Source organism: Pseudomonas sp. B21-048 (assembly GCF_024748615.1).
Taxonomy (GTDB): Bacteria; Pseudomonadota; Gammaproteobacteria; order Pseudomonadales; family Pseudomonadaceae; genus Aquipseudomonas.
Window position 1 is genome coordinate 1,031,898 of sequence record NZ_CP087168.1, and the last position, 25,182, is coordinate 1,057,079.

The window sequence follows — 25,182 nt, forward strand, 5'->3', positions numbered from 1 at the left end:
GCAACTCGGGCAAAGTCATTCAACCGCTTCGGAAATTTCAGGCGCAATCATCCGCGTCTTCGGCGATCCATCCGCATTGAATTGATAAATATCCTGCGGCTGGCCCTTTTCATTGAAGAACACTTGGCCGACTCCTGCTGAGTTCCACAGCCGTTCCCCTGCTTCGGCGTGTGCGGGAATGTGCGGAACGATGTGCATGCGCCGGCGCTTGGTCAGCCAATTGAGGGGCGAGCGGGGCGAGTAGAGCCAGCGGTTGAGGCGGTCGAACCATTCGAGCAGGGCGGGCGGGAATTCGTTTTTGATGCCGCTGCTGGTGATCTGCCAGATGCGCGGGCCGGCCTTGCGGTGTCGGATCAATACTTCGTAGACGAAGGAATAATGCACATCACCGGACAGCACCACGTAGTTACCGGGTGTGCGGGAGTGTCGGAAAATGTTCAGGATTACTTGGGCCGCGCCGCGATGGGCCATCCAGTTTTCGGCGTCCACCAACAGTGGATAACCGCACCAGCTAAACACCCGCTGCACGGTTTCGATCAGTTTGACGCCGAAGATCGGCGCCGGTGAAACGATGATTGCCGAGGGATGATCGAGCAATTCCTGCTGCAACTCACTGAGCGCTTCCCAATCCAGCAGCCCCGACGGTTGCTTGAGATTCATTTCGCTGCGCCAGCGCCGAGTGCGGGTATCGAGCACCACCAGCGCCGGGCGGGTGGGCAGCACGTAATGCCACTTCTGAAAGCTCAGCAGCTCATCGATCAACCCATCCTGGACATCGCTGTCGAGGTAATGGTCTTGCCCCGTGTCACTCAATAGACGGGTTTTTTCCAGCATGCTGCCAAACGCGTCGGGGTTATTGCCCCAACCCTGACACAACATATAAGCGAGCAGCGCGTTGCCGATGATGCGCTTGGAGAAAGGATGGCCGTAGGCCGTTTCCTCCCATTGCGCGGAAAGATTCCAGTCATCAGTAATGTCGTGGTCGTCGAAAATCATCAGGCACGGCAGGTGCGCCATCGCTCGCCCCACACCCCCCAGCCCCGTCTTGAACGCATCGATGCGTGTCTGCTCCAGGGCATAGCGCCTGTGTCGTTCGGGCGTCAGTGCCGGTGGTTGCGGCGCGATCAGTGTCCAGGACGTTGGCGACCATACTAATAGGTACATGGCCATGACTTCGGCGAAGGTCACCAAATGATTGTCGGCGCTGCTACTGGTAAAAATCGGCTTACGCGCTCCACCGAAAAATCGTTCGCGCAGGGTTTCGTTGCTTTCAAGCGCCGGTAACAAATCCGCACGATGGTAGTAAGTGGCCGGATGTTCATAGAGTCTGGCACTGTCGCTGACCACCGCACCGTCGAGGTGTTCGTCGAACAGTCCTAGACGCTCGATCAAGGCATGAATTGCTCGCAACATCGGCCCCGAGACATCATCCGCATACACCTGATCGCCGCTCATTATTAATAGCGCGGGGCGCTTGCAAGCGTCCGGCTCGGACTCCAGCAACCGATCGACGCACAGCAAACCATCGGCAGCCGGATGATGAGGTTTACGGCAGGAGCCATGCAGCAACTGATCGATGCGCGAGCGCAGCACGAAACTCGGGCAATGCGCTTCGCCATATAATAGATGAGGCGCCCATTCGCGGATGCCCGACTGAGCGCCATCCGCCTCGGTGATCAGCAGGTCGTACTCGATCAACGTGTCGCAGGGGAGGGCGGCATCCAGTGGCACATCAATCAAATGAACGAAGGCATGAGTACCGACCGGGATGATCGTGCATTGACCCGCGTCGAGACGGATGTCGATTCCTTGCAGTCGTAGCGTCAGCGGCAGCGCACGCGACCCCACCAGCCACAGCAGCAGTCGCGTGGGTTCCAGGCGCCGTAATAGCGGGCCGACGAGGACTGGTGGCAATGGAGAGTGATTGGCGGGCGATGGCAAAGATACGGACATCCAGGTTCAAGACTCTTAGCGCATGGGGCGGCGATGATAACGCAGCGGGAAGGCAAGCCAAGTCCGCGTTATATTCTGGTTAACTCTCCTATATAGAAGGGGAATGCGCTGTTTTCCTGCTTTGCGCAAGTTATTGATAGAAAAGTGTAATCAGGGGTTGACGGCAGATTCTGAAAGCCTATAATTCGCCCCACTTCCGGCGCAGTCGAAACGAAAAACTCCTTGGTAAACAATGAGTTACGCAGTTTTCGACAGTGGTTACGCTTCAGTTCATCGAAGCCAGAAGGAGTTGAAAGGGCGGTGTTGTTTGGCTCTTTTGACGGTTCGATCTTCTCGGTCGAAAGCGGAAAAAAAGAGGTGTTGACAGCAGCGAGTAACGCTGTAGAATTCGCCTCCCGCTAACGAGAGATCGAAAGCGCAAGTGGTTGAAGTTGTTAAGGAAAACCTTGAAAACTTCTGAAAATAACCGCTTGACAGCAACAGAGGCTGCTGTAGAATGCGCGCCTCGGTTGAGACGAAAGATCTTAACCAACCGCTCTTTAACAACTGAATCAAGCAATTCGTGTGGGTGCTTGTGGAGTCAGACTGATAGTCAACAAGATTATCAGCATCACAAGTTACTCCGCGAGAAATCAAAGATGTAACCAACGATTGCTGAGCCAAGTTTAGGGTTTCTTAAAAACCCAAAGATGTTTGAACTGAAGAGTTTGATCATGGCTCAGATTGAACGCTGGCGGCAGGCCTAACACATGCAAGTCGAGCGGTAGAGAGGTGCTTGCACCTCTTGAGAGCGGCGGACGGGTGAGTAATGCCTAGGAATCTGCCTGGTAGTGGGGGATAACGCTCGGAAACGGACGCTAATACCGCATACGTCCTACGGGAGAAAGCAGGGGACCTTCGGGCCTTGCGCTATCAGATGAGCCTAGGTCGGATTAGCTAGTTGGTGAGGTAATGGCTCACCAAGGCGACGATCCGTAACTGGTCTGAGAGGATGATCAGTCACACTGGAACTGAGACACGGTCCAGACTCCTACGGGAGGCAGCAGTGGGGAATATTGGACAATGGGCGAAAGCCTGATCCAGCCATGCCGCGTGTGTGAAGAAGGTCTTCGGATTGTAAAGCACTTTAAGTTGGGAGGAAGGGCAGTTACCTAATACGTAATTGTTTTGACGTTACCGACAGAATAAGCACCGGCTAACTCTGTGCCAGCAGCCGCGGTAATACAGAGGGTGCAAGCGTTAATCGGAATTACTGGGCGTAAAGCGCGCGTAGGTGGTTCGTTAAGTTGGATGTGAAATCCCCGGGCTCAACCTGGGAACTGCATTCAAAACTGACGAGCTAGAGTATGGTAGAGGGTGGTGGAATTTCCTGTGTAGCGGTGAAATGCGTAGATATAGGAAGGAACACCAGTGGCGAAGGCGACCACCTGGACTGATACTGACACTGAGGTGCGAAAGCGTGGGGAGCAAACAGGATTAGATACCCTGGTAGTCCACGCCGTAAACGATGTCAACTAGCCGTTGGGAGCCTTGAGCTCTTAGTGGCGCAGCTAACGCATTAAGTTGACCGCCTGGGGAGTACGGCCGCAAGGTTAAAACTCAAATGAATTGACGGGGGCCCGCACAAGCGGTGGAGCATGTGGTTTAATTCGAAGCAACGCGAAGAACCTTACCAGGCCTTGACATCCAATGAACTTTCCAGAGATGGAAGGGTGCCTTCGGGAACATTGAGACAGGTGCTGCATGGCTGTCGTCAGCTCGTGTCGTGAGATGTTGGGTTAAGTCCCGTAACGAGCGCAACCCTTGTCCTTAGTTACCAGCACGTCATGGTGGGCACTCTAAGGAGACTGCCGGTGACAAACCGGAGGAAGGTGGGGATGACGTCAAGTCATCATGGCCCTTACGGCCTGGGCTACACACGTGCTACAATGGTCGGTACAGAGGGTTGCCAAGCCGCGAGGTGGAGCTAATCCCATAAAACCGATCGTAGTCCGGATCGCAGTCTGCAACTCGACTGCGTGAAGTCGGAATCGCTAGTAATCGCGAATCAGAATGTCGCGGTGAATACGTTCCCGGGCCTTGTACACACCGCCCGTCACACCATGGGAGTGGGTTGCACCAGAAGTAGCTAGTCTAACCTTCGGGAGGACGGTTACCACGGTGTGATTCATGACTGGGGTGAAGTCGTAACAAGGTAGCCGTAGGGGAACCTGCGGCTGGATCACCTCCTTAATCGACGACATCAGCTGCTCCATAAGTTCCCACACGAATTGCTTGATTCATTGAAGAAGACGATAAGAAGCAGCCCGAAATTGGGTCTGTAGCTCAGTTGGTTAGAGCGCACCCCTGATAAGGGTGAGGTCGGCAGTTCGAATCTGCCCAGACCCACCAATTTTGTGTGGGAAACGCCTGTAGAAATACGGGGCCATAGCTCAGCTGGGAGAGCGCCTGCCTTGCACGCAGGAGGTCAACGGTTCGATCCCGTTTGGCTCCACCACTACTGCTTCTGTTTGTTGAAAGCTTAGAAATGAGCATTCCACCAAGACGGTGTTGAATGTTGATTTCTAGTCTTTGATTAGATCGTTCTTTAAAAATTTGGGTATGTGATAGAAAGATAGACTGGATGGCACTTTCACTGGTGTTGTTCAGGCTAAGGTAAAATTTGTGAGTTTAATCGCGAATTTTCGGCGAATGTCGTCTTCACAGTATAACCAGATTGCTTGGGGTTATATGGTCAAGTGAAGAAGCGCATACGGTGGATGCCTTGGCAGTCAGAGGCGATGAAAGACGTGGTAGCCTGCGAAAAGCTTCGGGGAGTCGGCAAACAGACTTTGATCCGGAGATGTCTGAATGGGGGAACCCACCTAACATAAGTTAGGTATCTTAAGCTGAATACATAGGCTTAAGAAGCGAACCAGGGGAACTGAAACATCTAAGTACCCTGAGGAAAAGAAATCAACCGAGATTCCCTTAGTAGTGGCGAGCGAACGGGGACTAGCCCTTAAGTGGCTTTGAGATTAGCGGAACGCTCTGGAAAGTGCGGCCATAGTGGGTGATAGCCCTGTACGCGAAAATCTCTTAGTCATGAAATCGAGTAGGACGGAGCACGAGAAACTTTGTCTGAATATGGGGGGACCATCCTCCAAGGCTAAATACTACTGACTGACCGATAGTGAACTAGTACCGTGAGGGAAAGGCGAAAAGAACCCCGGAGAGGGGAGTGAAATAGATCCTGAAACCGTATGCGTACAAGCAGTGGGAGCCCACTTTGTTGGGTGACTGCGTACCTTTTGTATAATGGGTCAGCGACTTATTTTCAGTGGCGAGCTTAACCGAATAGGGGAGGCGTAGCGAAAGCGAGTCTTAATAGGGCGTCTAGTCGCTGGGAATAGACCCGAAACCGGGCGATCTATCCATGGGCAGGTTGAAGGTTGGGTAACACTAACTGGAGGACCGAACCGACTACCGTTGAAAAGTTAGCGGATGACCTGTGGATCGGAGTGAAAGGCTAATCAAGCTCGGAGATAGCTGGTTCTCCTCGAAAGCTATTTAGGTAGCGCCTCATGTATCACTGTAGGGGGTAGAGCACTGTTTCGGCTAGGGGGTCATCCCGACTTACCAAACCGATGCAAACTCCGAATACCTACAAGTGCCGAGCATGGGAGACACACGGCGGGTGCTAACGTCCGTCGTGAAAAGGGAAACAACCCAGACCGTCAGCTAAGGTCCCAAAGTTATGGTTAAGTGGGAAACGATGTGGGAAGGCTTAGACAGCTAGGAGGTTGGCTTAGAAGCAGCCACCCTTTAAAGAAAGCGTAATAGCTCACTAGTCGAGTCGGCCTGCGCGGAAGATGTAACGGGGCTCAAACCATACACCGAAGCTACGGGTATCACTTAGGTGATGCGGTAGAGGAGCGTTCTGTAAGCCTGTGAAGGTGAGTTGAGAAGCTTGCTGGAGGTATCAGAAGTGCGAATGCTGACATGAGTAACGACAATGGGTGTGAAAAACACCCACGCCGAAAGACCAAGGTTTCCTGCGCAACGTTAATCGACGCAGGGTTAGTCGGTCCCTAAGGCGAGGCTGAAAAGCGTAGTCGATGGAAAACAGGTTAATATTCCTGTACTTCTGGTTATTGCGATGGAGGGACGGAGAAGGCTAGGCCAGCTTGGCGTTGGTTGTCCAAGTTTAAGGTGGTAGGCTGGAATCTTAGGTAAATCCGGGATTCTAAGGCCGAGAGCTGATGACGAGTGTTCTTTTAGAACACGAAGTGGTTGATGCCATGCTTCCAAGAAAAGCTTCTAAGCTTCAGGTAACCAGGAACCGTACCCCAAACCGACACAGGTGGTTGGGTAGAGAATACCAAGGCGCTTGAGAGAACTCGGGTGAAGGAACTAGGCAAAATGGCACCGTAACTTCGGGAGAAGGTGCGCCGGTGAGGGTGAAGCATTTACTGCGTAAGCCCATGCCGGTCGAAGATACCAGGCCGCTGCGACTGTTTATTAAAAACACAGCACTCTGCAAACACGAAAGTGGACGTATAGGGTGTGACGCCTGCCCGGTGCCGGAAGGTTAATTGATGGGGTTAGCTAACGCGAAGCTCTTGATCGAAGCCCCGGTAAACGGCGGCCGTAACTATAACGGTCCTAAGGTAGCGAAATTCCTTGTCGGGTAAGTTCCGACCTGCACGAATGGCGTAACGATGGCGGCGCTGTCTCCACCCGAGACTCAGTGAAATTGAAATCGCTGTGAAGATGCAGTGTATCCGCGGCTAGACGGAAAGACCCCGTGAACCTTTACTATAGCTTTGCACTGGACTTTGAATTTGCTTGTGTAGGATAGGTGGGAGGCTTTGAAGCGTGGACGCCAGTTCGCGTGGAGCCAACCTTGAAATACCACCCTGGCAACTTTGAGGTTCTAACTCAGGTCCGTTATCCGGATCGAGGACAGTGTATGGTGGGTAGTTTGACTGGGGCGGTCTCCTCCTAAAGAGTAACGGAGGAGTACGAAGGTGCGCTCAGACCGGTCGGAAATCGGTCGTAGAGTATAAAGGCAAAAGCGCGCTTGACTGCGAGACAGACACGTCGAGCAGGTACGAAAGTAGGTCTTAGTGATCCGGTGGTTCTGTATGGAAGGGCCATCGCTCAACGGATAAAAGGTACTCCGGGGATAACAGGCTGATACCGCCCAAGAGTTCATATCGACGGCGGTGTTTGGCACCTCGATGTCGGCTCATCACATCCTGGGGCTGAAGCCGGTCCCAAGGGTATGGCTGTTCGCCATTTAAAGTGGTACGCGAGCTGGGTTTAGAACGTCGTGAGACAGTTCGGTCCCTATCTGCCGTGGACGTTTGAGATTTGAGAGGGGCTGCTCCTAGTACGAGAGGACCGGAGTGGACGAACCTCTGGTGTTCCGGTTGTCACGCCAGTGGCATTGCCGGGTAGCTATGTTCGGAATAGATAACCGCTGAAAGCATCTAAGCGGGAAACTAGCCTCAAGATGAGATCTCACTGGGACCTTGAGTCCCCTGAAGGGCCGTCGAAGACTACGACGTTGATAGGTTGGGTGTGTAAGCGCTGTGAGGCGTTGAGCTAACCAATACTAATTGCCCGTGAGGCTTGACCATATAACACCCAAGCAATTTGCGTCGAAAGGCCAGATTGCGGTGTGTGAAGACGCAACGAACCGAAAGTTCGAGAAACAAACACACAAATCTATTACATACCCAATTTGCTGAAGCGAGGCCAGCTGGTCACGACTCAGTACCCGAATTTCTTGACGACCATAGAGCATTGGAACCACCTGATCCCATCCCGAACTCAGCAGTGAAACGATGCATCGCCGATGGTAGTGTGGGGTTTCCCCATGTGAGAGTAGGTCATCGTCAAGATTGAATTCCGAAACCCCTATCTGCGTCTGCAGGTAGGGGTTTTGTTTTGTCCGCAGGAGTTCGTACAGCATTATCGGACCGCTCCCGGCTAATGCCAACCGATCTCGATCTCGACCTCAACGGCTACGTTCACCCTGGCCGATGCAGGACGTATTGACTTCATCCTGCGCAGCGGTGCCTACCAGTCCGATACGGTAGTAACAAGTGTCCCGCTTATCAGGCCAAGTGCCTATCGATCAACCTGGCCACCTCGGTAGCATGAGAAAAGCCCAGATTGTGATCGGCACCAGGGAACACATGAAGTTCAGTGCTGGGTAGCAGTTGAGCAAGGTGTTGGCCGACGCAAACAGGGCTGATTGGATCAGAGTCTCCCCATAGGAGCAGGACTGGCATGTGCAACTCAGCCAGCCGGAGGGTGAGGTCGGTGCAGTCGTCGAGAAACCAGCTCGGCAATGTCGGGTTGGCGGCGGCAAAATCCGGGCGCCAGTCCTGCGCGCCCAAGGCGGACATATCCACCCCGCCGGAGGTAACGGTCAGCGTCAGGTGCGTAATCAATTCGGGGCGCCCAAGCGCCGCGTTCACAGCGACTATACCGCCCATGGACTGCGCCACCAGCGCTGTGGGCCGATCGATTTCGGCCAACACGCCAGCTATCAAATCATCCATACCGGCCACGCTTGGCGAGGACGGAGTGTCTCCAAACCCGGGCCACCCGATATGGACCTGCTGCGCCGGGTGGGCCAGGCGCTCGGCAACTGGACGCCAAAACTGAGTGTTACCTGAGGCTCCGGGCAGGAAGAGGAGTTTTTTGGGAGGTGCGATCACAGGTTCGGTCCTTGAAGGTGGGGTTGAAACAATCAGCAGGAGGGCAAAATGGAAAAAGTACAGTCGCAGCAGTTAACGCAATTGCCGTGGCGTTGCGTTCAGCATTTTTTTCATCAGTCGCCGCAGGGATGTGGCGTCTCGGTATCCAACCTGTTCGGCAATGGTGTCGATTGAGTACTTACTGTTTGCCAACAGCTCCCGGGCTTTATTGGCCTGGACTCGCTGGATCAGCCGCAATGGGCTATAACCGATGGCCTTGTGGATGTGTCGAGACAAGGTCCGCTCTGACAGGCCAAAGTCGGATGCAAGTGTACTGACGCTGATAGTCGCCGGTAGCGAGGCTTCAATATGAGCCGTCAATTGCGCGATCAATTCGTTCCCCTGAGCCATCATTGCCGGAACCATAAAGGGCGATTGCAGTTGCCGACCATCTATCAGTAGCGCTTGTGCAACGGCATCTGCCAAAGCTGGGGAGAAACGGCTTCGCAGAAGATGCAACATTAGATCGCTATGACCTAGCGCTGCGCCCGCGGTAATCAATGGCGGGTCGACGATGACCATACGGTCGGCATCTACCCTGCACTCAGGCGTCCACTGCTGAAGCAAGGGCGCCAACCACCAAGAAGTGGTTACACAGCGCCCAGCGAGCAGGTTCGCGGCCTGCAGCACGAATACCGCAGAACATGATGCGGCTACATTACCCCCGCCCTGCACATGCGCACGTAATGCCGGAATCAGCAGAGCAATATCCGGCTGTTGTAATCGGTGCTCGATCATGAGGGCGTCAGCCACTCCCATGCCGGGAATGATCCAGCAAGAACGGTCATCGGGTCTAATAGCCAAGGGCTGAACCGCCATTTGCATTCCGTAGCCGAGCGTCACGCAATCCGTGTTCACCCCGCAGACCTGCCAGCGTGGTACAGCAGTGCCCAGTCGCAGGGCAAGTGTGGCCGCCGTTGAAAGGATATCCAGGGTCAGTGCGACACTGGAGGTAAAGGCGCCATGAGTTACCAAAATCGTAAAGTCATTCATTGGCTGATTATGCACGAAAGATGTCGAATCGGTCGCTGGTTGCACTGTTCCATGGCTGGCTTAATAACGCTTCCATTTCATCGAGCGTTAATCTGTATGCCTAATATCCTGATCAAGGTGCCTCAAGGTTCATTTACTTCCGAACAACGAGCACTGCTTTGCGAAGAGATTACGAAAGTGGCTCTGGCGGTCGAGCAAATCGGTGACGATCCACGTCAGCGGAGCCTGTGCTGGACTCTCATTGACGAAGTGGCTTCTGGCTCCTGGACATGCGGCACAGTGGATATCAGTGCTCAAGCCATCCCCTGCATCGTGCAGGTCAAGGTTCCCTGCGGTGTGCTGAATGAGGTCATGCGGGACGACTATGTACAGCGTTTGCATCAAGCAGTAAGCCGGTCGCGAGCAGCGGACGACCAGCGGATCATCATGACGTCGATCATCCTTGATGAAATCAAAGACGGCTTCTGGGCAGCCAATGGAGCGATTTGGCATTTGGCCGATTTCATTCAGGCGGCGGGGTACCGACACCTGCAAGGGCAGGCGGAGCAGTAACCCGAGTGGGAGCTATGGGTATATCTTTTTCAATGCTGGAAAAGAGCGGCACCGTCAACAATGCACAAAAGGCAGCGGCCAGCCACACCACGCCCCAGGAGAAATGAGTCATGAGGGCGGAGGCAACGATGGGCGTCGCGAACAGCACGACAAAGACGCAGGTATTGCCCATGGCCAGGGCTGTGCCTGCCCGATTTGCGCCTGCCAGTGTGGCAAGTTCTGTGTAGGCAACGCCATGCCAGGCGGACACGCTGATCCCGGCGATGACCATCACGCCGATGATCAGGGCGCTGACCAGTGGAGTTTCGCTCATGCCGTAGAAGCTCGCTGCCGATACCGTGCCACCCAGCCACAAAAAGGTCAGAGCACTCAACCAGGCGCAGGCTTTAAGGTAACTGCGTCGATTTTTATTTTTGTCGGTCCAGTGTCCGCTCCAGATTCTGCTAACGATCGCGCCAATTTGTATGACGGCCAATGCAGTGGAAATCAACGTGATGTTGATGTTGCCAACGTCATGAAAAAACACGGCTGCATAAGTGAGAATGGCAAACTGCGGGGCGCAGAGCAGGCCGATGGCCAAAACGATTCGCCAGACTCTCGAGTCTTTCAACGGGCTGGTACTAGCTTCCAGGCTCTGCTTTTTCGCTGCATTACTGGAGAAGTCGGGCTCATATAGCCAGAACCACGCAAACAGGCCAGCGACGAAGCAGAACAGGGCCGAAGCCGTGAAGACTTCGAGAAATCCGTATGTGTGAGCGAGATAGGGCAGCACCACCGCACCTATGGCGTAACCCCCCGGCACAGCCGTTTGCCGAATGCTCATGGCCAACCCTCGTTCGCCCTCTTTGAACCAGGCCATGATGGCTCGACCACTGGCGCCGTTGACACTGCTTCCAAGCAAGCCCACCACGAACAGGCCTACTGCCAGCAAAACGACCGTGGGTGCATACAAAGCAAGCATCGCCAATACCAGCAAGGCGATCCCGGAACTGAGAAGCCCCATCAGCAACACAGGACGATCACCCCAGCGGTCAGTCAGAAGTCCCCATGGGATCTCGCTGACGGCGATGCCCAGCCCTAAAACCCCCAAAACAAGCCCCAGCTCAGCGTTATCGAGGTGATACGTCGCGCGCATGTAGACTGCTGTCGCAGGCAGTCCCCCCACCACACTGGAAAAACTTGCATTGGCCGCAACGCCAGCGCCGAGTACTTTCCAACGATGATTGTTATCCACAGGCATAAACATCCCACTTGTTCATTTGATAGTGGGACCAAGACTGTCATGAGCGTATCGTGTCGAATATCGTATTATTTTTCGTATTTGTCCCGAAAAGCAGGATGATCATGCGGCCGTTAAATTTGGACCTGGATGCTATGCGCAGCTTCGTCACCGGCGTCGAACTGGGCAGTTTTGCCAAGGCAGCGCCAAAGCTCGCTCGTTCGACGTCAGCCATCAGCGCTCAATTGAAGAAGCTGGAAGCTCAGGTCGGATCACCGCTGTTCAAAAAGTCAGGTCGCACGCTAGCCCTGACGGACGTTGGAGAGGTGCTGCTGAATTATGCGCGACGTCTTTTGAGCCTCAACGATGAGACGATTGCGGCTGTTTCCGAACTCAAGCTCAAAGGCTGGGTACGTCTTGGGATTCAGGAGGATTTCAGCGGCTTCCTGCCTGCCGTGTTGGGCCAGTTCGCCAGAGCTCATCCCGATGTTCGAGTCGAAGCGCGCATTGCGCGTAATGCCGACCTGCTCGGCAGGATCGAAAGTGGCTCCCTCGACTTGGCGCTGGTCTGGGGCAATGTAAAAGAAGGCGGGTATCGGCAAAGGGTGGCGGAACTGCCCGTGCAATGGATCGGTTCTTCTCACCAGTACCTCGATTGGCGTATCGAGTCAGGATTGCCGCTGCCCATCATCGCGTTCGATGCGCCCTGTCCGTTTCATTCGATGGCCACTGATGCACTGACCCGCGAAGGGATTCCCTGGTTGCTGTCGTTCACCAGTTCCAGCCTCAATGGCTTGTCCGCGGCGACCGAGGCTGGCCTGGGTTACTCGATAAGAACGGCTTTGGGGTTGCAGCCCGGCACCGAGATTTTAAGTGCCCGCGAACGGGGGTTGCCATCGTTACCCTCTATAGACTTGACGCTGCATAGACGAGAGGCTAACCCCGATCCGCTGACGGAAAGATTGTCGAACATTATTATCCAGGCTATTCGGAGTGAAATTGTTTATTGAGCGAATGAATCGCTGCCAGTAGATATATGTTCGGTTTATTCACAATCATCATTCATTGAATATCCGGGCGTACGCGCTTGGGTATGGGGGCTCTACACCGCTCGACTTAAAATAAAACGCCCCTTGGCCTGTCTTCACAGACCAAGGGGCAATCCATTGGATCGTGTGAACCTAAGCCTCCCAGCCCGCCCCACTGACCGCTGCCTGCGCCAGTGGGTGCAAGTCTGCCCCCTGATGCGCGGTCTGCCAGGCCAGCAACTCCTTGCGCATGCCGGGCGTCCAGTACATCTGCAGGTGATTACGCACGCCGAGCACGGCCTGTTGCTGATCCGGTTCGCTGGCGAAGTACTGGGCGATCTGGTTGGCCATTTTGATCAGGTTGTCAGTGCTCATCGGCGTACCTCGGCTTTTGTTCCGGCGGTGCGTGCCTGGCGGCGTTCGTTGAGCAGGCGTTGTTGTTCGTCGCTGAATGCCTGGTAACGCTTTTGCCACTCGGAAGGATGATAGACGCGGCTGACTTCCACGGCGGTGACCTTGTACTCCGGACAGTTGGTGGCCCAGTCGGAGTTGTCGGTGGTGATGACGTTGGCCCCCGATTCAGGGAAGTGGAAGGTGGTGTACACCACGCCTGGGGCGACCCGTTCGGAGACTCGTGCACGGAGTACTGTTTGTCCGGCGCGGCTGCCGATGCCGACCCAGTCACCTTCGTTGATGCCACGGCTCTCGGCGTCGGTCGGGTGGATTTCCAGGCGGTCTTCGTCGTGCCAGGCAACGTTATCGGTACGCCGGGTCTGGGCGCCCACGTTGTACTGGCTGAGGATGCGCCCGGTGGTCAGCAGAAGCGGATAGCGACTGTTGACCTTTTCCTCGGTGGGCACGTAGCCGGTGAGCATGAAGCGCCCTTTGCCGCGCACGAACTCCTCGATGTGCATGGTCGGCGTGCCATCCGGTGCCGCGGCGTTGCACGGCCATTGCAGGCTGCCATGGCGATCCAGTTCGGCGTAGCTGACGTTGGTGAAGGTCGGCGTCAGGCTGGCGATTTCATCCATGATTTCTGACGGGTGCTGGTAGTTCATCGGGTAACCCAATGCATTGGCCAAGGCCACTGTGCCTTCCCAGTCGGCCTTGCCGCCCAGCGGCTCCATGACCTTGCGCACCCGGGAAATGCGCCGCTCGGCGTTGGTGAAGGTGCCGTCTTTTTCCAGGAACGAGCACCCCGGCAGGAACACGTGGGCGAACTTGGCGGTTTCGTTGAGGAAAATGTCCTGCACCACGATGCACTCCATGGCCGATAGAGCCGCAGTGACGTGCTGAGTATTGGGGTCGCTCTGGGCGATGTCTTCGCCCTGGCAATACAAACCCTTGAAACTGCCGCCCAAGGCTGCTTCAAACATGTTGGGGATGCGCAAGCCCGGGTCGGGTTGCAAGGTGACATTCCAGGCTTGCTCGAATTGCGCCCGTACCGTTTCGTTGGAGACATGCCGGTAGCCGGGAAGCTCGTGGGGGAAGGAACCCATGTCACAGGACCCTTGAACGTTATTCTGCCCACGCAGCGGGTTCACGCCCACGCCTTCGCGGCCGATGTTGCCAGTGGCCATGGCCAGGTTGGCGATGCCCATCACCGCGGTGCTGCCCTGGCTGTGCTCGGTGACGCCCAAACCGTAGTAGATCGCGGCATTGCCGCCGGTGGCATACAGGCGGGCGGCGGCGCGGATGTCGGCAGGGTCTACGCCGCAGATGGCGCCAAGGACTTCCGGCGAGTTTTCCGCGCGGCTGACGAACTCGCTCCAGTGGGCGAAATCCGTTCCCTCGCAACGGGCGTCGATGAAGGGCTGATTGAGCAGGCCTTCGGTGACGATGACGTGGGCCAGGGCGTTGAGCATGGCGACGTTGGTGCCCGGGCGCAGGGCCAGGTGCAGTTCGGCGCGGGCATGCACCGAATCCACCAGATCAATGCGACGTGGGTCGATGACGATCAGTCGCGCGCCTTCACGCAGGCGGCGTTTGAGCTGGGAGGCGAACACCGGGTGGGCGTCGCTGGGGTTGGCGCCCATCACCAGGATCACATCGGCCTGCATCACCGAATCGAAACTCTGGGTGCCGGCGGACTCGCCAAGGGTTTGTTTCAGGCCATAACCGGTCGGCGAGTGGCAGACCCGCGCACAGGTGTCGACGTTGTTGTTGCCGAACGCGGCGCGCACCAGTTTTTGCACCAGGTAGGTTTCTTCGTTGGTGCAGCGGCTGGAAGTGATGCCACCAATGGAGTCGCGGCCGTATTTTTGCTGCAGCCGACGGAATTCGCTGGCGGCGTAGGTCACCGCTTCATCCCAGCTGACTTCCTGCCAAGGATCGTTGATGTGTTTGCGGATCATCGGCTTGGTGATGCGATCCGGGTGGGTGGCGTAGCCCCAGGCAAAGCGCCCTTTAACGCAAGAGTGGCCGTGGTTGGCCTGGCCGTTCTTGTCTGGAACCATGCGCACCAGTTGGTCGCCTTTCATCTCGGCGCGGAACGAGCAGCCCACGCCGCAATAGGCACAGGTAGTGATCACGCTACGTTCGGGTTGACCCAGTTCGACCACGCTTTTTTCCATCAGGGTCGCGGTAGGACAGGCTTGCACACAGGCACCGCAGGACACGCATTCCGAATCGAGGAAGTTGTCGCCACCAGCGGCCGCGACCCGGGATTCGAAACCGCGCCCGGTAATGGTCAGGGCAAAGGTGCCTTGGGTTTCTTCGCAGGCGCGCACGCAGCGGTTGCAGACGATGCACTTGCTCGGGTCGTAATCAAAATAGGGGTTTGAAGTGTCCTTCACGTCGGCCAGATGGTTGTCGCCTTCATAGCCATAACGCACTTCCCGCAGACCGACCTGGCCGGCCACGGTTTGCAGTTCGCAGTTGCCGTTGGCCGAGCAGGTCAGGCAGTCCAGCGGGTGATCGGAGATGTACAACTCCATGACATTGCGGCGCAGGGTGGCGAGCTTCGGCGTCTGGGTGTGCACGCTCATGCCTTCGCTGACCGGCGTGGTGCAGGAGGCGGGGTAGCCGCGCATGCCGTCGATTTCAACCAGGCACATGCGGCAGGAACCGAAGGCTTCCAGGCTGTCGGTGGCGCACAGTTTCGGAATGGTGGTACCCAGCAGCGCGGCGGCGCGCATCACCGAGGTACCTTCGGGCACGCTGATGCTGCGGCCGTCGATGTTCACGGTGACCTGCACCTGACTTTCGCGGGCTGGGGTTCCGAGGTCGATATCTGTATTCGGGTCGAAGAGGGTGATCATTGGTCGGCCTCCGAGGACTGCAGACCGAAGTCGGCGGGGAAATACTTGAGGGCGCTGGCCACCGGATAGGACGTCATGCCGCCCAACGCGCACAGCGAACCGTATTGCAGGGTGTCGCACAGGTCCTTGAGGATGATCACCTGCTCATCACGACTGTTCTGGTCCGGCGCAGCCAGCAGGCGGTCGATCACCTCCACACCCCGGGTCGAGCCGATGCGGCATGGGGTGCATTTTCCACAGGATTCCTCGGCACAGAACTGCATCGCGAAGCGCGCCATGCGGGCCATGTCCAGGCTGTCGTCAGCCACTACCACACCGCCGTGACCGAGCATCGCGCCAATGGCCATAAAGGCTTCGTAATCCAGCGGTGTGTCGAATTGCGACGGTGGCACCCAGGCGCCAAGCGGGCCGCCCACTTGTGCAGCCTTCAGCGGCCGGCCACTGGCGGTCCCGCCGCCGTAGTCTTCTACCAGTTCGCGCAAGGTCAAGCCAAAGGCCCGTTCCACCAAACCACCATGACGAATATTGCCCGCCAGCTGGAAGGGCATGGTGCCCAGTGAGCGGCCCATGCCGTAATCGCGATAGAACTGCGCGCCCTTGGCCAGAATCAGCGGCACCGAGGCCAGGGTCAGCACGTTGTGCACCAGCGTCGGCAGGCCGAACAAACCCTGCAAGGCGGGGATCGGTGGCTTGGCGCGGACGATCCCGCGCTTGCCTTCGAGTGAGTCCAGCAGCGCGGTTTCTTCACCGCAGATGTAAGCGCCGGCACCGACTCGCACTTCCATATCGAAGGCCAGACCGCTGCCGCCGACATTGGCGCCGAGGTAACCGGCATCTCGGGCGATGTTCAACGCTGCACGCAGCGTGGCCACGGCATCCGGATATTCCGAACGCACATAGATGTAGCCGTAGGTGGCGCCGACGGTAATGCCGGCAATCGCCATGCCTTCGATCAGCAGGAAGGGGTCACCTTCCATCAACATACGGTCGGCGAAAGTGCCGGAGTCGCCTTCGTCGGCGTTGCATACGATGTATTTCTGCGCAGCCTGGGTGCCGCGCACCGTGCGCCACTTGATCCCGGCAGGGAAGGCCGCACCGCCACGGCCGCGCAGGCCTGAATCGAACACAGCGGTCGCAGTCTGCTCGCCGCCCAGGGCGATGGCCTGGGTCAAGCCCTCGAAGCCGCCGTGGGTCCGGTAATCCTCCAGGGACAGCGGCCGGGTAATGCCGGCGCGGGCGAACAGCAGGCGTTGTTGAGTCTTGAGATAAGGCAACTCTTCCACCAGACCCAAGGCCAGTGGATGAGCAGTCGCCTCGCTTTGTAGCGCATCGAGCACGGACGACACATCGGCAGCGGTCAGCGGGCCAAAGCCGATACGGCCTTGCGGGCTATCCACTTCCAGCAGCGGTTCCAGCCAGTACAGGCCGCGAGAACTGGTGCGTTGCAGGTCCAGCGGCAGATTGCGTTCCCGGGCCTGAGTGGCAAGGGCCACGGCCACCTCATCGGCGCCCACGGCGCGGGCGAGGGAATCACAGGGCAGATAGAGGCGCGGCATCATGCGTCCTCCCGGCAAGCATCGAGCAATGCATCCAGACGCTCGGCACTGAGCCGCGCATGCACCCGACCATCCAGCTCCAGAGCCGGCGAACAGGCGCAGGCGCCGAGGCAATACACCGGACGCAGGCTGATGCTGCCGTCGGCGCTACTGCCGTGATCGTCCAGTTGCAGGCGTTCGCGCAATTGCGCCGCGAGCTGCTCGGCGCCGCGGCTCTGGCAGGACTCAGCCCGACACAGACGCAGAATATGCCGGGCCGGAGGCGCGGTGCGGAAGTCATGGTAGAAGCTGATCACCCCACGAACCTCGGCCTGACTCAGGTTGAGCGCGTGGGCAATCTCGGGGATGGCGGCATCGGGAATGTAGCCGATGCCCTCCTGAATCTCATGAAGGATGGGCAACAGTGCGCCCGGGGAGCGCTTGTGGCGCTCCAGCAGGCTGTTGACCATAGGCAGGTGCAACATCTCATCAGGCATACAGCATTCCTCACGATCACGGACAAACCAAGCTGTTGTTGGTTGTCCGAAAGTGTCGGCTGCGGCAGTCACACCACGTCACGGTATCGTGGCATTTTCAGGCCGTTGGCCAGGCACCCTGAGCGGGCATCTTGTTGGGCCCGGTGCGATCTTTGCCGCACCTCTTCAGGGCATAACAGGCAGCTTGCCATGCTGCCTTTGATTCATCTGCACCAAAGCGACGTGTTCGATTCTGTCTACGACTACCTATTAAGTCTAGAAGAGCGCAGGCCGAGGCGTTCGCTCACTGAATAGTTTTCAGGTAACCCTTGAGCCGTGAGCTGAGTGATCGAAAGCCCCGACAATCTCGGGGCTAATAATGCCTGTCCGTTAGCGCAATCCCTGTGGGAGCGGGCTTGCCCGCGAAAGCGCCAGGTCAGCCAACATCAATGCGGAGTGCACTGCCGTCATCGCTAGCGTTTCGCTCCCACAGGCCTTATGCCTTACCGACTGGCATCAGAACCATCCCGCCTAAGCACCTTTACCGCATCATCAACCACAGCCTTACTCATCGCCGTCAAATAATGCGCGGCCCAGGCGTGGCGGTCGGTGTCTGTGGCGTAGGCGGCATCTTCGTTCAGCTTTTTGGCGAGAAACAGAAAGTCAGAGGCCATGGCTAACGCATCGCCGAGGGGGACGCCGCGAGTGACGTGGAAGAGTGGTTGATCGGAGCAGTAGATGGCAGGGGTTAAGCCGATGGTTTTGAGTTCTGATTGATCGGTCATTTGCCACCTCCAATGATGGAGAGGCGGTGGGAGAGGGTGGACGGTGGGGAATTACGCGATTGGAAATTGCGTAGAGGGAAAAGCCAAATTTCGTACGGATTGATGCTGCGCATTATCAGACTCCTTGATATGGGGAGCTGCCACGTTCGTTTCCACACGAATGGGTGACAGCTGTGCGCGGGGTGGAAAACCGGGAATCAAGGAAACCGGCACGCCCGAAGACGTCCCACGCACAGCCGCCATAACGCACGCCGCAGGCATAAAAAAAAGCGCCGGCAGACGTGATGGGGGCGCTGTTGCGCCTTGAATTACACGGGTTTCCACACCCGGTCGCTGAATTGGCAGCGACGGTAGGAGGGTATCGTGCAGACCCTTTTCCTGCAACCTTCGAGGGCGCTGGAGGCTACGTGGCCAATCATCGCGGATACTCGGGTGATGAGGAGACGGGGGGCTGCAAAGAGGTGTACTTGCGTCATGAAGCGCATTGAAACAGGTCAATACCATCTGTCTGCAGGTTACATATTTGCGCTTCGGGTCGTTGCGTATTTACCCCATAATCGCGCGCTCCTACCTTCGGTAGCTCTGCTTCTCGACTAATCTGTAGTCGCTACAATCCGATCTTAAACAGCCAAGGAGAAAGGCAATGCCAGATAACCGGAACCAGCGTCAGTCGGCTGCATCTGCCAAGGATGCTCTCGAACGTTTTCTGGACCCATCTGATTTGCCTGTGACCCTATGAGCCAAGCCGCCTTAGTCAATCCAAGCCTGCTCACATGGTCTCGTGAGCGCGCAGGTCTCTCCACTGAGCAGGTCGCTAAAAAACTGCCAGTGAAACCTGATCGAGTAGAGGAATGGGAGGCTGGCGAGACCAAGCCAACATTCCTTCAGGCTCAAAAGTGGGCGAGTCTCGCTCACATCCCTTTTGGCTTCCTGTTTCTTCCGCGCCCGCCAGTCGAACAACTGCCTTTACCTGATCTTCGGACCGTCGGTGGTATTGCGCCTCAACGTCCAAGCCTGGAATTGTTGGACACCGTCAGGGACTCCATGCGTAAGCAGGACTGGTACCTGGAGTATCTGCAACACCAGGAGCATCAGCCGCTGGCATTTGTCGGTCGCTTCGATAGCCGATCTCGAGTCGCAGAGGTGGTGGACGATATCCGCCGGACGCTCGGCGTAAACCCTGACGCTGCTCGATTGGATTACGACAAGTACAGCCGTGCCTTGATCGAAGCAGCAGAAGCGGCTGGCATTTTGGTTATGCGCAGTGGCATTGCTCTAGGAAATACTCATCGCAAACTTGAAGTCAGCGAGTTCCGGGGTTTTGCCATCAGTAATGCCCACGCCCCCGTTGTATTCGTCAACAGTTCCGATGCCCCCACTGCCCGGCTGTTCACCTTACTTCACGAGCTGGCCCATATCTGGATTGGTAGCAGTGGAGTGTCTGACGGAAACACCGCTAATGGTCGAGACGAAGAGCGATTCTGCAATGCAGTTGCAGGTGAGTTTCTGGCTCCCGAAGCCCAGTTCCGCGCCCAGTGGGACGCCGATGTTAGCTGGGAAGACAACCTAGCTCCGCTGGCAACTCGGTTTCACATCAGTAAACTGGCGATTGGTCGCCGCGCATTAGATCTTGGATACATAAGCCAGGCCCAATACAGCGCTTACTATCGAATGATCCTCAAGGCTTTTCAGGATGATAAAGGTGGCGCGGGTAACTACTACCGCAACGCCACCGCGAAAAATAGCCCTAGCCTAAGCAAGGCGGTGCTGACTGAAGCAATGAGTGGCCGGATGCTGCTGCGCGATGCGGGACATTTGCTCGGCGTGCAACCTGCCAAATTAAGGACTCTCGCCAGCATGATTACGGAATGAATCATTTACTCGACGCTAACACGCTGATCGAAGCAAAGAACCGTTACTACGGGATGGCTATCTGTCCTGGGTTTTGGCAATGGTTATTGCTGAAAAATAAAGCATTGGCTTTAGCCAGCATTTCACCTGTAAAGGATGAGCTGAGCAGAGGAAACGACGACTTGGCGGATTGGGCGAAGGAGAATCTGGATTTCTTCCACTCCACTACCGATCAAGCTACGCAAGCTGCATTTGCTCAGGTCGCTGGACTTGTAGCAAATCAAGCCCCGAATATGAAAGTAGGAGCTATGGAGGAGTTCTTGGGTGGGGCAGATCCTTGGTTAATCGCGAAAGCTATGACTACTGGGGCTACAGTTGTTACTCATGAAGTGTTGAATTTCGACGCGAAACGAAAATTTATTATCCCTAATATTTGCGAGCAACTTAACGTTCCTTTTTTGAATACGTTTGAGCTGCTGCATAGGCTTGAAGCAAGGTTTGTGTTGCCTGCTTAAGTTGATATTCCCGACATTGGGTTGCTGCCGCCGGAAGCCGCGATCAGCTCAGTATAGTGCCGCTTCCGCAACAATCCGCAATCCGACTACTGACTCTCTATTTAATTTACGACTCTTCGTTCGAGGATAGCAGTTCCTCCACTTGGTCGAGGAACGCGGCGAACTCGGCCTGTTTACTGCTGCCCTCCGACCGCCATTCGTCCATCGTTCTAACCATTGCAAGTTCGCGGGCAGCCCGCGACAGCTCCTCTAACTCAATGTGTGTCCTACCGCGCCCATGCAGGTAGTACTGACTCCAGCGGGTAAAGGTCAGAATCCACATTGAAACCACCACGGCGCCGTCCCACCGGTTCCAGTCGGAGGTGCTGGCGAGGGGCTGTTGCACGATTCGCTGCTGCCGCTTCAAGATAGTCTTTATCGACTTCAGACTAGCAAGCTGGCGTTCGGAACTGCTGTATGCGAAGAGGAATGCAGCGATGTTAGTCGTCTGACCTTCGCGCTCTCGTTCAAACAACAGCGACGAGTCTCCCAGTTCAGCAGCCAGTTCATTTACCCAGATTTCGCAGGCATCGTCAGTGTTAGCGCGATCATCGCGCAACAAAGGTAATACTACATCCTGAAAGAGCCATGGTTCGGCCCAGGCCAATTGACGCATATGTCCGCGCATAGAGTCGACCATGCGCCCGAGCTCGTCCGTGGGGATAGTAGCCGGCAGTGCACCATGCAGTGCTGCGACCAAGCCGTTATAAATCTGGTCTGACTTTGATTTCCTTGCCGCACGATGAAGCATCCAGCCGAGAGCCTGCACTTGCTTGGGGTAGGAAAAGGTGGCGACCAGTTGCAGCACGGTGGAAAGCCCTTCCGGTTTTGCCAGTTGCCGCTCTACCACGTTCAGACCTATCCACTGCAGCAGTCCATTGTTGCTGCATAAGAGGCTGTCCCGTTGCACCTCGCTGATGTCGAACTCCATCGTCAGTGAGATTTCGCTAACGATCTGGCTCAACAGGGACAGCCGCACGGTATCTTGACCTTGAGGCTCCATTGGCACGTTGGCCATCTGGGCCTCGGCGATCACCAGCAGAGCATTTGGCGCGTACCGCCATAGTAACTTGATTGCGAAGTACTCTGACCAGGTCAGGGCTGAGTATTTCATTGCATGAAACAAGTGATGAGGGTGATAGGAACTATGTAAAAGGTGATCTACTGATTTCTGAAATAGCTGGGCGTCGATAACGGCAGATTTGTTGTCCTCCTCCTCAATCGCGCGGCTGAATGATGTTTTGAGGAATCGCGCCAAGAACTCCAGAAAGCCACGATCGGGTTGAAGCTCACTGAAGTAGCGGTCTTCGGTGCGTGAATGCGCGAGCATGTCGCCGAGCACCTCCCAAATCGCGGTGAACTCCGCGAAGTCTTCCATTTGCTGGGCAAGGCAATTATGCAAGCCTGCCGTTTCGGGCAACGATAGCGAGTCACCCTTGAGCAGACCCAGAGACCCCATGCGCCTCTTCAATGAGTCTCCACTTAGTCCTTGTAGCGACGGCTTACTTGCCCATGCGCTCAGTACGTCTCCGGCTCGGGCTTTTTCGAGGAAACGTAGAGGCTCATAGCGTTGAGCCGCTTTTGCTGTCGGCACCGTAGTAGAGTCGAAGAGAGGTCGTATGGATGGATACTCAGTCTCGTCTTTGGGCTGAGCAGCCTCCGCCTCCTGCACCAGTCCAGACTTGTACTGCTCCACCTCCAGCAGGATATCTGCAGGAATCGGGGTGATCAGCAAGGGGTAGTTTTCGGCTGCTTTTTGAAGTGAGTTGGAAAGGTTGAAACCTGCAATCGGTAAATTATCCGGTGCCATAACCAATATGTAGCGATCATGTAGCCGCCCTTCTTTAAGGCCATAGACGCGCAGCCTGATGCGTTCCAATAGGCGGCGGTTTTGTTCGCAGCTCGCCATCAAGTTATTAATCCGATCCGAATTGGGCTTGTTGGATTCGCCCGGAGTTGCTCCATCATTCTTTGATGGCTTGGATAGGGATGTGAAGACAATGTATTCGGCCTCTGGTGCGGCGCAGAGCAACATCAGCCCCAAACCGGCGGCTTCGAAATACGGATCGAAAATGACTACTTGGTGCTGCTGGTACTTCGCCAACAGAGCCCTGAACCACTCAACGAATTGCAGCCTCCCCTCGCCGTCGCCTTGACTCCAGCGCATGAAGAACCCCCCCTCCGATTTCGGCGGATGGAGTCGCGCAAAAGTGGATGCTAGGTCACGGTTGGCGGGGACCCAGGGGTCTATCTCACGCCCGCCAATGCGGCTGACGAATCCCTGATTGCCTGGATTGATCGTTAAGGCTGTCTTCACTCGCGCCGAAACGGACGGCCGAGTGGCTTTTTCCAGCCAGTCGAATTTAACCGGGGTTGCCCGATGGCCCATCAAGTGACCCTGGACGTGGATCTCTCGAACGTATCCGATCCGCCACCGGCAGCACAGTATGCCCTCCCGGGAAAGGTCACCCTGGAAACCGAAGACCTCCAGTTCAGTACTGTCAGTCCTTGCGCGCAACTGTTCGCTCAGCTCGAACTTGCACTCAAACTCATTGTTCTCGTCGCATTCCGCTGTGGCGATCTTCGAGTAGGCTATTTGCCCGTCATTCTCGATGTTCAGGCGGAACTGGAAGTGGTTAAAGTGCGCTACCTGCAACGAATTAAATCGGACGACCAAGGCGAGAGGGGTATCGCTCCAGTTAACGCTCAGCAAGCGTCGCTCATCGTCGTCCAGCGCAGGGAAAACTAGTAGTTCAAGGTCGCCGAAACGAGCGGTGTCCGCGTTACCGAAGTCCAGCCCTGTATCCGCGTTGAGGTGTTTTACCACCGATTTGGTCAAGGCGATGTCGTAATCCTCACCTACGCGGAATAGTGCTCCCTTGTTGATTTGGGTGATCGAAGCACTGAAGGCTCCGGCTCCATCATGCGGGCTAGCTGGCGAATGCCGGTCATGCGCATCGCGGTTGAGTAGGTAGGCTACGGGTCGATAGGCCAGTTCATCGGCGGCGAGCGCAGTCGCTCCGAACCGTGCTTTCATTTGATCCGAAAGTCCGAGTTTCAGACGTTCGCTGATTTCGAAGATGGTTTTGCCGGCGCTGAATAACCGTAGGAGTTCGGTGCAGTGGGCGCTTTTTACGTATAAGTTGAGTCGGATAATCTGGGCTTTGACTTGCCCGAAGAATTGGAAGCTATTGTCGTCGCTGGAAGACCAGCGATCACTGGAATGGCTGTAGGGAAGTAGTCGGCCGTAAACTATGCGGTTTTCAATCGATTGTTCGTACTTGATCTGTAGGACCCATAGCTGCAGCGCGCAGTGACGGTCATCCTTCGAGAACAATCGAGCCAGTCGGCTGTCGTCGAGCAAGTCATCTAGTATCGGAGTCATCATTCCCTATGATTCCCTTCGTATCTTTATGTTGTCTCTGACGCTGAAGCGAGTCACTTTTTGAGAAGTACCGACCTCAGGAACTAGTCCAGCTCAAAACCCGCACACGTGCAAAATCTTCGCACCAATCAGGTGGCGACTCGGCGTCAGTAGTGTAATGTCCACTTGACTGATTGCCTACTTCCGCTCTGTGGCGGGCCTGCTCATGAGCCCCGCCACTCACAAAATATCTTTCAAGTAATTTTTGATCGCAATAAGAGGTGCCCCCAGCTGTTCCACCGTCTGTGCACTACGGAAAACAACGGCTAGCTTATTCAGCTCCCGCCCCAGCGGTTTACCCACGCCACCTAAAGCATCCGACGCCAATCCCAGGCACTCATCCACTTTTTGCTTGATAGCTCCGACATCCGCCCTGCGTACCAGCAACCCAAACAGCTCCTGCTCATAATCACTCATCATCGAATCATCCCGAAGAATCGGGCTTGAATCTTCCGTCTCGTAAGCGAGCTTGAGGCAGAACAGGGCGACGGTTTCCAGCAGCAATTCCATGAGGGGAATCCTTGTAAAATGTTCCACCGGTACGGGAGGCGTTGAAGAGCAAGATCAAAAGATCGCAGCCTTCGGCAGCTATCACACGGGCGAGATGGCTTTTCTACAGGCGAAAAAAAAGGCCTTGCAAAGCAAGACCTTTCTTAATTTTGGTGCCCCGAGGGAGACTCGAACTCCCACTCCTTTCGAAAACGGATTTTGAATCCGCCGCGTCTACCAATTCCGCCATCAGGGCTCAATGGCGGCGAAGTATAGAGATGAGATTACCGTCGGTCAATCAGGTACATAGA

15 protein-coding genes, 3 tRNA genes and 3 rRNA genes are annotated in these 25,182 nt (G+C 56.0%); 9 read left to right on the top strand and 12 right to left on the bottom strand.

Annotation, left to right across the window (positions count from 1 at the left end; genetic code table 11):
• Window positions 1-15: 15 nt before the first annotated feature.
• Complete coding sequence (locus tag LOY56_RS04630) at window positions 16-1,953, bottom strand: alkaline phosphatase D family protein (protein WP_258620198.1); 1,938 nt, start codon at window positions 1,951-1,953, stop codon at window positions 16-18.
• A gap of 695 nt (window positions 1,954-2,648) precedes the next feature.
• Between LOY56_RS04630 and LOY56_RS04635 the strand changes: the two genes are divergently transcribed.
• The 5 genes from LOY56_RS04635 to rrf all read left to right on the top strand — a co-directional run bounded on the left by LOY56_RS04635 (window position 2,649) and on the right by rrf (window position 7,841).
• Window positions 2,649-4,185, top strand: a 16S ribosomal RNA gene (locus LOY56_RS04635).
• Between the two features lie 82 nt (window positions 4,186-4,267).
• Window positions 4,268-4,344: transfer RNA gene (locus LOY56_RS04640), tRNA-Ile, on the top strand.
• Window positions 4,345-4,374: 30 nt separating this feature from the next.
• A tRNA-Ala gene (locus tag LOY56_RS04645) sits at window positions 4,375-4,450 on the top strand.
• Window positions 4,451-4,685: 235 nt separating this feature from the next.
• Window positions 4,686-7,577: ribosomal RNA gene (locus tag LOY56_RS04650) — 23S ribosomal RNA — on the top strand.
• A gap of 148 nt (window positions 7,578-7,725) precedes the next feature.
• Window positions 7,726-7,841, top strand: a 5S ribosomal RNA gene (rrf, locus tag LOY56_RS04655).
• The 16S, 23S and 5S rRNA genes sit together here with 2 tRNA genes alongside, the layout of an rRNA operon.
• Before the next feature lie 216 nt (window positions 7,842-8,057).
• Here rrf and LOY56_RS04660 read toward each other — a convergent pair.
• Both LOY56_RS04660 and LOY56_RS04665 read right to left on the bottom strand, forming a co-directional pair.
• Window positions 8,058-8,666, bottom strand: coding sequence for an alpha/beta fold hydrolase (locus LOY56_RS04660; protein WP_258620199.1), 609 nt, complete (start codon window positions 8,664-8,666; stop codon window positions 8,058-8,060).
• A 72-nt stretch (window positions 8,667-8,738) separates the two neighbouring features.
• Window positions 8,739-9,698 carry a GlxA family transcriptional regulator gene (locus LOY56_RS04665; protein WP_258620205.1) on the bottom strand — a complete coding sequence of 320 codons (960 nt, stop codon included), beginning with the start codon at window positions 9,696-9,698 and terminating at the stop codon, window positions 8,739-8,741.
• 96 nt (window positions 9,699-9,794) lie between these two features.
• Here LOY56_RS04665 and LOY56_RS04670 point away from each other — a divergent pair, with 96 nt between their 5' ends.
• Window positions 9,795-10,250, top strand: a complete 456-nt coding sequence (locus LOY56_RS04670; protein ID WP_258620207.1) for a tautomerase family protein — start codon at window positions 9,795-9,797, stop codon at window positions 10,248-10,250.
• Here LOY56_RS04670 and LOY56_RS04675 read toward each other — a convergent pair.
• On the bottom strand, window positions 10,201-11,496 hold the full coding sequence (locus LOY56_RS04675; RefSeq protein ID WP_258620212.1) for an MFS transporter: 1,296 nt from the start codon (window positions 11,494-11,496) through the stop codon (window positions 10,201-10,203). The genes LOY56_RS04670 and LOY56_RS04675 overlap by 50 nt on opposite strands.
• A gap of 98 nt (window positions 11,497-11,594) precedes the next feature.
• Between LOY56_RS04675 and LOY56_RS04680 the strand changes: the two genes are divergently transcribed.
• Window positions 11,595-12,479 carry a LysR substrate-binding domain-containing protein gene (locus LOY56_RS04680; RefSeq protein ID WP_408980375.1) on the top strand — a complete coding sequence of 295 codons (885 nt, stop codon included), beginning with the start codon at window positions 11,595-11,597 and terminating at the stop codon, window positions 12,477-12,479.
• A 171-nt stretch (window positions 12,480-12,650) separates the two neighbouring features.
• On the opposite strand, the gene LOY56_RS04685 is transcribed toward LOY56_RS04680, so the two are convergent.
• From LOY56_RS04685 to LOY56_RS04705, 5 genes are all read right to left on the bottom strand, one after another.
• Window positions 12,651-12,872: a formate dehydrogenase subunit delta gene (locus LOY56_RS04685; RefSeq protein WP_095054230.1), complete on the bottom strand. Its 222-nt coding sequence runs from the start codon at window positions 12,870-12,872 to the stop codon at window positions 12,651-12,653.
• On the bottom strand, window positions 12,869-15,757 hold the full coding sequence (gene fdhF / locus LOY56_RS04690; protein WP_258620216.1) for a formate dehydrogenase subunit alpha: 2,889 nt from the start codon (window positions 15,755-15,757) through the stop codon (window positions 12,869-12,871). The genes LOY56_RS04685 and fdhF overlap by 4 nt, the downstream gene beginning before the upstream one ends.
• Entirely contained in the window at window positions 15,754-17,316 is a 1,563-nt protein-coding gene (locus tag LOY56_RS04695; RefSeq protein WP_258620218.1) for an NADH-quinone oxidoreductase subunit NuoF, read from the bottom strand. The genes fdhF and LOY56_RS04695 overlap by 4 nt, the downstream gene beginning before the upstream one ends.
• A complete protein-coding gene (locus LOY56_RS04700; protein ID WP_258620220.1) occupies window positions 17,313-17,789 on the bottom strand; it encodes a formate dehydrogenase subunit gamma in 477 nt (158 codons plus the stop codon). Before LOY56_RS04700 ends, LOY56_RS04695 begins: the two co-directional genes overlap by 4 nt.
• A 482-nt stretch (window positions 17,790-18,271) precedes the next feature.
• On the bottom strand, window positions 18,272-18,553 hold the full coding sequence (locus LOY56_RS04705) for a DUF3077 domain-containing protein (protein WP_258620221.1): 282 nt from the start codon (window positions 18,551-18,553) through the stop codon (window positions 18,272-18,274).
• 735 nt (window positions 18,554-19,288) lie between these two features.
• Between LOY56_RS04705 and LOY56_RS04710 the strand changes: the two genes are divergently transcribed.
• Window positions 19,289-20,425 carry an XRE family transcriptional regulator gene (locus LOY56_RS04710; protein ID WP_258620223.1) on the top strand — a complete coding sequence of 379 codons (1,137 nt, stop codon included), beginning with the start codon at window positions 19,289-19,291 and terminating at the stop codon, window positions 20,423-20,425.
• Window positions 20,422-20,919, top strand: coding sequence for a DUF4411 family protein (locus LOY56_RS04715; protein WP_258620225.1), 498 nt, complete (start codon window positions 20,422-20,424; stop codon window positions 20,917-20,919). Before LOY56_RS04710 ends, LOY56_RS04715 begins: the two co-directional genes overlap by 4 nt.
• Window positions 20,920-21,025: 106 nt before the next feature.
• On the opposite strand, the gene LOY56_RS04720 is transcribed toward LOY56_RS04715, so the two are convergent.
• From LOY56_RS04720 to LOY56_RS04730, 3 genes are all read right to left on the bottom strand, one after another.
• Window positions 21,026-24,346, bottom strand: coding sequence for a VPA1262 family protein (locus tag LOY56_RS04720; protein ID WP_258620227.1), 3,321 nt, complete (start codon window positions 24,344-24,346; stop codon window positions 21,026-21,028).
• A gap of 216 nt (window positions 24,347-24,562) precedes the next feature.
• Window positions 24,563-24,892 (bottom strand): hypothetical protein, encoded by a 330-nt coding sequence (locus LOY56_RS04725; protein ID WP_258620229.1) that lies wholly within the window; start codon window positions 24,890-24,892, stop codon window positions 24,563-24,565.
• A gap of 150 nt (window positions 24,893-25,042) precedes the next feature.
• Window positions 25,043-25,127: transfer RNA gene (locus LOY56_RS04730), tRNA-Leu, on the bottom strand.
• Between the last annotated feature and the right edge of the window lie 55 nt (window positions 25,128-25,182).

Coding starts and splice junctions, on each gene's coding strand:
- LOY56_RS04630 (WP_258620198.1), bottom strand. CDS start 1,953: ATGTCCGTATCTTTGCCATCGCCCGCCAATCACTCTCCATTGCCACCA.
- LOY56_RS04665 (WP_258620205.1), bottom strand. CDS start 9,698: ATGAATGACTTTACGATTTTGGTAACTCATGGCGCCTTTACCTCCAGT.
- LOY56_RS04670 (WP_258620207.1), top strand. CDS start 9,795: ATGCCTAATATCCTGATCAAGGTGCCTCAAGGTTCATTTACTTCCGAA.
- LOY56_RS04675 (WP_258620212.1), bottom strand. CDS start 11,496: ATGTTTATGCCTGTGGATAACAATCATCGTTGGAAAGTACTCGGCGCT.
- LOY56_RS04680 (WP_408980375.1), top strand. CDS start 11,595: ATGCGGCCGTTAAATTTGGACCTGGATGCTATGCGCAGCTTCGTCACC.
- LOY56_RS04685 (WP_095054230.1), bottom strand. CDS start 12,872: ATGAGCACTGACAACCTGATCAAAATGGCCAACCAGATCGCCCAGTAC.
- fdhF (WP_258620216.1), bottom strand. CDS start 15,757: ATGATCACCCTCTTCGACCCGAATACAGATATCGACCTCGGAACCCCA.
- LOY56_RS04695 (WP_258620218.1), bottom strand. CDS start 17,316: ATGATGCCGCGCCTCTATCTGCCCTGTGATTCCCTCGCCCGCGCCGTG.
- LOY56_RS04700 (WP_258620220.1), bottom strand. CDS start 17,789: ATGCCTGATGAGATGTTGCACCTGCCTATGGTCAACAGCCTGCTGGAG.
- LOY56_RS04705 (WP_258620221.1), bottom strand. CDS start 18,553: ATGACCGATCAATCAGAACTCAAAACCATCGGCTTAACCCCTGCCATC.
- LOY56_RS04710 (WP_258620223.1), top strand. CDS start 19,289: ATGAGCCAAGCCGCCTTAGTCAATCCAAGCCTGCTCACATGGTCTCGT.
- LOY56_RS04715 (WP_258620225.1), top strand. CDS start 20,422: ATGAATCATTTACTCGACGCTAACACGCTGATCGAAGCAAAGAACCGT.
- LOY56_RS04720 (WP_258620227.1), bottom strand. CDS start 24,346: ATGATGACTCCGATACTAGATGACTTGCTCGACGACAGCCGACTGGCT.
- LOY56_RS04725 (WP_258620229.1), bottom strand. CDS start 24,892: ATGGAATTGCTGCTGGAAACCGTCGCCCTGTTCTGCCTCAAGCTCGCT.